The 6,682-nt window shown below is 57.6% G+C and carries 5 protein-coding genes; all 5 read left to right on the top strand.

What is annotated here, in order from left to right; translation table 11 throughout:
• Positions 1 to 274, top strand: a 274-nt coding sequence (locus tag HHL24_RS42860) for a BON domain-containing protein (RefSeq protein WP_206003242.1), incomplete at its 5' end; no start/stop codon positions are given.
• Between the two features lie 918 nt (positions 275 to 1,192).
• Positions 1,193 to 2,347: a metal-dependent hydrolase family protein gene (locus HHL24_RS42855; RefSeq protein WP_230417819.1), complete on the top strand. Its 1,155-nt coding sequence runs from the start codon at positions 1,193 to 1,195 to the stop codon at positions 2,345 to 2,347.
• 269 nt (positions 2,348 to 2,616) lie between these two features.
• The gene (locus tag HHL24_RS42850; protein WP_169491281.1) at positions 2,617 to 3,600 is read left to right on the top strand and encodes a GlxA family transcriptional regulator; all 984 of its coding nucleotides are present in this window, start codon (positions 2,617 to 2,619) and stop codon (positions 3,598 to 3,600) included.
• Positions 3,601 to 5,217: 1,617 nt separating this feature from the next.
• Positions 5,218 to 5,685: a hypothetical protein gene (locus tag HHL24_RS42845; protein ID WP_169491280.1), complete on the top strand. Its 468-nt coding sequence runs from the start codon at positions 5,218 to 5,220 to the stop codon at positions 5,683 to 5,685.
• A 480-nt stretch (positions 5,686 to 6,165) separates the two neighbouring features.
• A partial coding sequence (locus HHL24_RS42840) for an amidohydrolase (protein WP_169491279.1) occupies positions 6,166 to 6,682 on the top strand: 517 nt, incomplete at its 3' end.

The following is a 6,682-nucleotide window of genomic DNA, read 5'->3' as shown; positions in this document are numbered from 1 at the left end:
TACTGGTGCGGCCGCCTCGGCATCGAAGGCATCGAAGGCAATGGACAGGGCACTCGCGAAACGCGTCCGGCGGGCACTGGCGAAGACATCGGGAATGGTGCTGACCAATATAAGCGTACGCGCGAGAGACGGCGCCGTTACGCTGGTCGGGAGCGTGCCGTCTGCGGCACTCGTTGGGCAGGCGGCCCAGGTAGCGGGGAGCGTCGACGGCGTCAGCTCGGTGACAAACCGTTTAAGTGTGCGGATCGATCCGAGAAGCTTCAACGGTCGTTGATCTCGGCTTCGGGATAGGCGTGAGCAGTTCGAGTCGGCGCCGGCTGATGGGCAAGATGCTTGGACGCTTTCTGCATGCGTCATGCATGCGGTCGACGACCGCCCCGATTTTTCCGAGCCGGTCGAGCTTGAGCATCGTCATAGTGATCTTCGCAAAAATTGGGGCCAATATCTTAATCGGTGTTCCGAACGGCTCGACGGACACTCATTTCCGACCCCACTAGTTATTCGCGTTGGCCGATTTTTTCCAATGGTCGTCTGCTCATGAGCGATCCCGAAACTGATCGAGCCTGGCCCCATCTAAGCCACCGTTGCCACTTTTGAAGTGCCAAAACGCTGCTGAAGAATTAATCAAATCGGCTTTTTGCTTTTTCTATCCGGGGTTTACTTCGTGTCTTATTTTGCCTGACAGGAAGCAGTGCCTAACGAACCGATACACGACCAAGTATGGTCATTGCCCGAACCTTTGGTACGCAAGAGCTCGCCGGGAAATCGCCAATATGCCGGACTCAACCAATTCCCGACCAAGCTGTGCGGATACGGTATCGCGTTCATTCTGCGTCTCTGTTTGTGCAATACATGCGTCCGAGACACATATACGCGGTGATACCGTCCTCGCGGAATGAGAGAAATCATTCCGCGTCTGTTTGCGCTGAATCACAATATAGTCGCGCCCCTTTTACACTAAGGAGCCTAGATGGATACGCCAGTACGCACGACCCAATGCGACCTGCATGGGGATGCATATGTCACAACCCCATGTTTCTTCGACTCAATGCGCGCCTGACCCATCCCGACGCGACTTTTTAATGGGAACTGCGTCCTTGGCGGGAGGCCTAGCCTTATCGCCGAAGGCAACATTAGCTATGTGTTCCAGACATGTCTCCAACCTCGCTGGCGTTTACAAACATTCATCTGTTTGACGGCAAAACAAAGAGCCTGCGTCCGGGATACAAAGTCGTCGTCACCGGAAAGAATCAGCTCAGTCGAGCCCGATAACGGCGCGAATCAGGAAGGTGTGAAAGTGATGGATGGAGGCGGTGGCACCTTGATGCCCGCTCTCATCGATGCGCACCGGCATACGATGATGGCGGCAATGCCCCCGGAACAATTGACGACTGCCGATGTGGGATATATCAATCTCGCGGCAGGACGCGAGGCCGAAAGAACATTGACGCGTGGTTTCACTAGCGTTCGCGACATGGCTGGCCCTTCATTCTCACTGAAGAGAGCGATTGACAGTGGGATGATTCTCGTGCCTCGCATCTGGCCTTCGGGAGCCATGATTTCTCAGACGTCCGGGCACGGATACTTTCGGACACCGTACAACATTCCTTCCTTTGTGGGGCAACCTCTTTCCCGCGGTGATGCGCTGGGAGCCCGGTCTATTGCGGACGGAACAGCCGAAGTGCTGAAACGCGCACGCGAGCAACTGATGCTCGGCGCCAGTCAGCTTCAGCTCGCTGCAGGCGGCGGCGTAGCGTCGAGCTACGATCCGCTAGACGTTTCTCAATACACCCAGGCGGAGTTTCGTGCCGCCGTCGATGCGGCGGAAAACTGGGATACATATGTGGCGGTCCAGGCGTATATGCCGCGGGCAATCCAGACAGCGATTCTAGGCGGAGTGAAATGCATTGAGCACGGGCGACTGATGGACGAACAGAGCGCGAAAATGTTATCAGACAAGGGCATCGGGCTAAGTTCTCAACCATTTCTCGATGACGAAGACGCAATCCCCTTCCCGGAGGGCTCATCAAGCCGTCTCGAACAAATACAGATGCCGGCCGGCACAGACATGGCCTACGGTCTCGCGAAGAAATATGGCCTGAAAACCGCATGGGCAACTGACACGTTATTCGACGCGAAACTTGCGACACGGCAAGGCGCGCAATTGGCAAAGATGACGCGGTGGTACACGTCTGCCGAAGTCCTGACGACAGCGACCAGCATTAATGCAGAGTTGCTTGCCATGTCGGGCCCGCGCAACCCTTATCCGGGTAAAGTGGGTGTAATAGAGCCCGGGGCATTTGCCGACGTATTAATTCTCAATGGCGATCCCATTTCGAATATTTGACTGCTGACTGACCCTGCTCAGAACCTTCGGCTCATCATGAAGGACGGTCGCATAGTCAAAAATTCCTTGGCGATATAGCGATTTGGGATCGCATGGCTTTGAGTTTTACGCCAACGTCGCACCAGGCGAAGCGTCTTCGATTGGCAGGGCAGTGAGCCAGTTACGCGCCGTGAATACTGACAAGAGAATCATATATAGCGTGCTCCAATAAGAAAAGACAAAGTCTTGGGAAGAAGACTTTGCAGACCACACATTCCGGGGGAAAATAAATGGACGTAGTACATACTTTGCCGCGAGCCTCGCGGCAAAGTTCCGTGCCGATGCCATCGAACGCTCTGACTCGCGTCGATATCGCGCTGTTCAATGGATTCGCACTGCTTATGGTCGCAGAAATCATCGAAATCTTCCAGAAGGCAAACTCGCTCGTCGCCGCGCAGCGACCGGGCCGTGTCCGCTACGACGTCTCGCTGCTTTCCGCCGCAGGTGGGCGAATTGCCAGTTCGTCATTGGTATTTGTCTGGACCGACGACGTCCAGTCCCACCGAGGCACGAACGACACGCACCTTTTGTTCCTTGCCGGCGGTGCGGGCGCACAGCAGGCATGCCGCGACGAGAGATTGAGCAACTGGGTGCGCCGCAGGCATCCGTTCAGCGCGATCGTACATCCGATCGCGGAAGGCCAACTGCTGCTGCGGGCAGCCGGGCTGCCCGGTCGCTACTGCCCGCTTCACTATGGCGGTAATGAAGCGCACGATCTGCATCCGGCGCGGTCCCAAAAAGAAGCGCTTGGTGCTATATCCACCGCGCTGCGCGTCGTCGAAGAGGATCTCGGGGCCGATCTCGCACAGCAGGTTGCCGAGTCGATCGCTCCGCAACCCACGACGCCTTTCAGCTCGTCGGTTACGCTTGGCGCGACGCCGCAGATCAGCGAAAAGATCCTGGCGTCGGCGCGCTGGCTGGAAGCGAACGTTGATCGTCCCATCTCAATCGAAGATGCGGCGCAGGTCGCAGCGATGAGCGAGCGCAACTTCCTGCGCCGCTTCAAGACCGAGATCGGCATGACGCCTTCCGACTATCTGCTACGCGCGCGTTTGAACATGAGTTGCCGGATGCTCGTTGAGTCGCGTTTGCCGGTCGACAAAATCGCGCGGCGCTGCGGTATCGGCGGCGGCGGCCAGTTGTCGAAGCTTTTCAGGAAATATCTGGCGACAACGCCGACGGACTATCGGAGGTGCAAGGGAATGGCACCATAGAAGGGCCCAAAGCACAAGTGCCGGATCAACGGCACGAACCGCTCAGCGGAGCATCACTGCATTGCTTAGTAGCAACATCGAACAGGCGGCGACCGATGTCCGCTATACCGAAGCGGGCGACAGCAAAGCCGCGCCCATTACCAGCGCCACCGAAGGCAGGAGCGTCTCCCTGCCGGCTTTTTCCCATTCCAAGCGGACTTATCAACGCAACACTCTGCATCGTCATCACGCTGCCCGGCGCACCGCCGCCCCCGGCAAGAGTCATCTGGCTGCGCAGCGCAACCCGGGAGTCGCTCACATAGGCGCCAGTCCGCTTCGCTCGGTTCAATTAGCGTCATGTACGGATCGTTCGATATCCGCCGACGATGCTTTTGCTGCATCGTTTGCAGAAGCAGCGACGTCAATGCCGATCGCAAGCCAGAGTCGCACGGCATCTGAGCCTGAGCCGCACAGCGCGTATCCCGACCGGCAGGCTAGAGGCTGCGGGGGCGGACCGACGTCCCATCTCCCCTCGCTCGATCGTCCTGCACTCGGCGATGTTTGAACCATCGACAGGCGATCCTAGAGAAGATGCGATAGTATCTGAAAATTCCAAAACGAGGCCCCCGACTCGAGCGTATAGTCGCCCTCCCCTCTTCTGCTCGCCGTCGCTACTCGCGTGGCGGCGGTATCAGCCCTCATCGGACGAAGCGCTGCTGTTCCCGGCGCCGCACACCGCCGGCAAGCCGATCAACGATGTACTTCTCGGGGCAATCGTGCGCAATGGACTCAATGCGATCGGTTTCATCGCGCCTGACATGAGTCTACGCGTTTTGCGCAACACCTTCGCACGTCGCCTCCGCCTTGCGGGGCGCATCAACAAGGAAGTAAGCCGGTTTGACTGGCCGGTCAACATACGGTCACACGTCTGCGAGCGACCATTGAGGTAGTACGGTAGCGACTTGACTTCGCGACGCAATCCGTGGGGTGATTATGCCGGTTCAACCGCACTGGCATAATCACTTTCGTGGAGTTTCGCCTGCTTTATCAAACACCGTTTTCCGACCTCGTCTATCCGGACGAGTCGGGTCGACCACGGTCCCTTCAGTATCGGGTCGCGTTTGCCGAGACGCAGGATCGGCCTGCCGTTATCCATATCCGGCACGCCAACCTGCCCGACCAGAGTCCCCTAGCCCCGTCAATCGTCCGCGACCAGATCCTTAAACCGGATACTCGACAATTACCTCAAGGGAGTCCCTGTCTATTATGTCTGACTGGTTGTCGAGAGCGATGCAGACAGACTGTTTGCTATCGAAGTCGATATCGACGACTACATTGCGCGCGCAATCCTTTCACCTCTTCGCATGTGACCTCGCCGGCGGCATGCTGCGGGGGGCATTCGATGCCAGTCGGACAATCATCGCGGGCAGCGTACGCGTCAGCCCGCCTCACGCCGCGTCCGACGCGGCATGAACCGATATCACGGATGCATTGAAGTAAGAGAGGCGACGGCGGTTCCTTGCAGCCGCCGTCGCCATCCTCAACAGCTGGGTGGCTTTGCGCGTCTTTAGGCGCCTCGTCACTTCGCTGAACTGCCGATGTCACGGAGCAGCTTGACCTCGCGCCGCGACCGATAGGGTGGGTCTCGCCCCATCTGTATTCCACAGCTATGACACAGACAATCAAAGCCACAGCCGGGCAGATGACGGTCTCGATACTGTCGATGTCGGCGACACGGTGAAGGTAAAGACGTACGCCGGTCCCGGGAAGACGTCTACGTTGCGATTGATCGCAGAACGGTTCGAGCGGAAACGTGGACAGTATCTAGCGTTCAATTGCGATATTGCCGCCGACGCAAAGCGCAAATTTCCGCGTAACGGCTCCTGCCGCACCGTGCATTCGGTGGCGTTCGCACAGGCGGACAGTGCGATTACCGCGCGACTGAATCTTCCCAAAGAAGCACAGCACCTAATCGCCGGCCAATATGGTTTGAGCCCTATTCGTGTACCGACTATCTTTGGCAAGAACGTCGAATTGTCCGCCTTTCAAGTCGGCAGACTGGTAGCCGAGGGGTCCGCGCGGTTCTGGCGCTCCGCACATGCGTAATCAGACATCCGGCATACGCATGTTGACAAGCCTTTCACCGAACAGGCAGCCGACGAATTCTGCTCAATGCTTTTGCCGCTCCGGCGGTTTCCGGTTGGAGCGATGCCGGGCGGGGCTTGCACCGCAAGAAAGCGCCACTTCGTTGCGGCGCACGTATGCAACCGTCATTCGGGCCGTCGAGCATCATCTCCGCTGCTCCCGCTTGACCGGACGTTCGACCGGTCACACTGCTATGCAGTGGAAAGGCCGATATATCGGGATTGGCCGAGGACAAACATGTCTGGATAGATGCCGCTGTTTCTCGCGGCACACGGTCCCAAGAAGCTGTTTTCTTTTCGTCAGCCCAGATAGTAAAACTAAAAGTTATACATATGAAAACCTTCGATTTGACCCGGAACGCCATTAGGTGGAGGCTATGAGTTCCCTGCCCGCGGGCCTGACATGCCGTCGACATAGGCCCGCACTAGATCGGAGTGTTTCATGCAGAAGAATTCCCTGGTCGGCGATATCGTTGCGAACGCCGAGCGGTTCAGTGCATTGCGCCGCGATATCCACGCCCATCCTGAACTTGGTTTCGAAGTCTCCCGCACCGCCGACCTGGTCACAAATCGCTTGCGCGAATGGGGTTATCACGTTGAGACTGGGATTGGCCGCATCGGCGTTGTGGCGCAGCTTAAAAACGGCAGCAGCACGCGCAGCATTGGTCTTCGTGCAGACATGGATGCGTTGCCCATATTTGAAACTACAGGGCTTCCGTGGGAGAGCAAGAACCATGGTCACATGCATGCCTGCGGACATGACGGCCATACGACGATGCTGCTCGCTGCTGCGGAGTATCTCGCAAGAACGAAGAATTTCGACGGCACGCTGAACCTGATTTTCCAGCCGGACGAGGAAAACCTCTGCGGCGCACGGGCCATGATGGAAGATGGCCTGTTCGAACGCTTTCCTTGCGACGCGGTCTACGCCATGCACAATATGCCCGGCCTGCCGCTCG

The organism is Paraburkholderia polaris, assembly GCF_012927345.1.
Classification (GTDB): Bacteria; Pseudomonadota; Gammaproteobacteria; order Burkholderiales; family Burkholderiaceae; genus Paraburkholderia; species Paraburkholderia polaris.
This window is presented reverse-complemented; position numbering and strand designations above follow the sequence as displayed.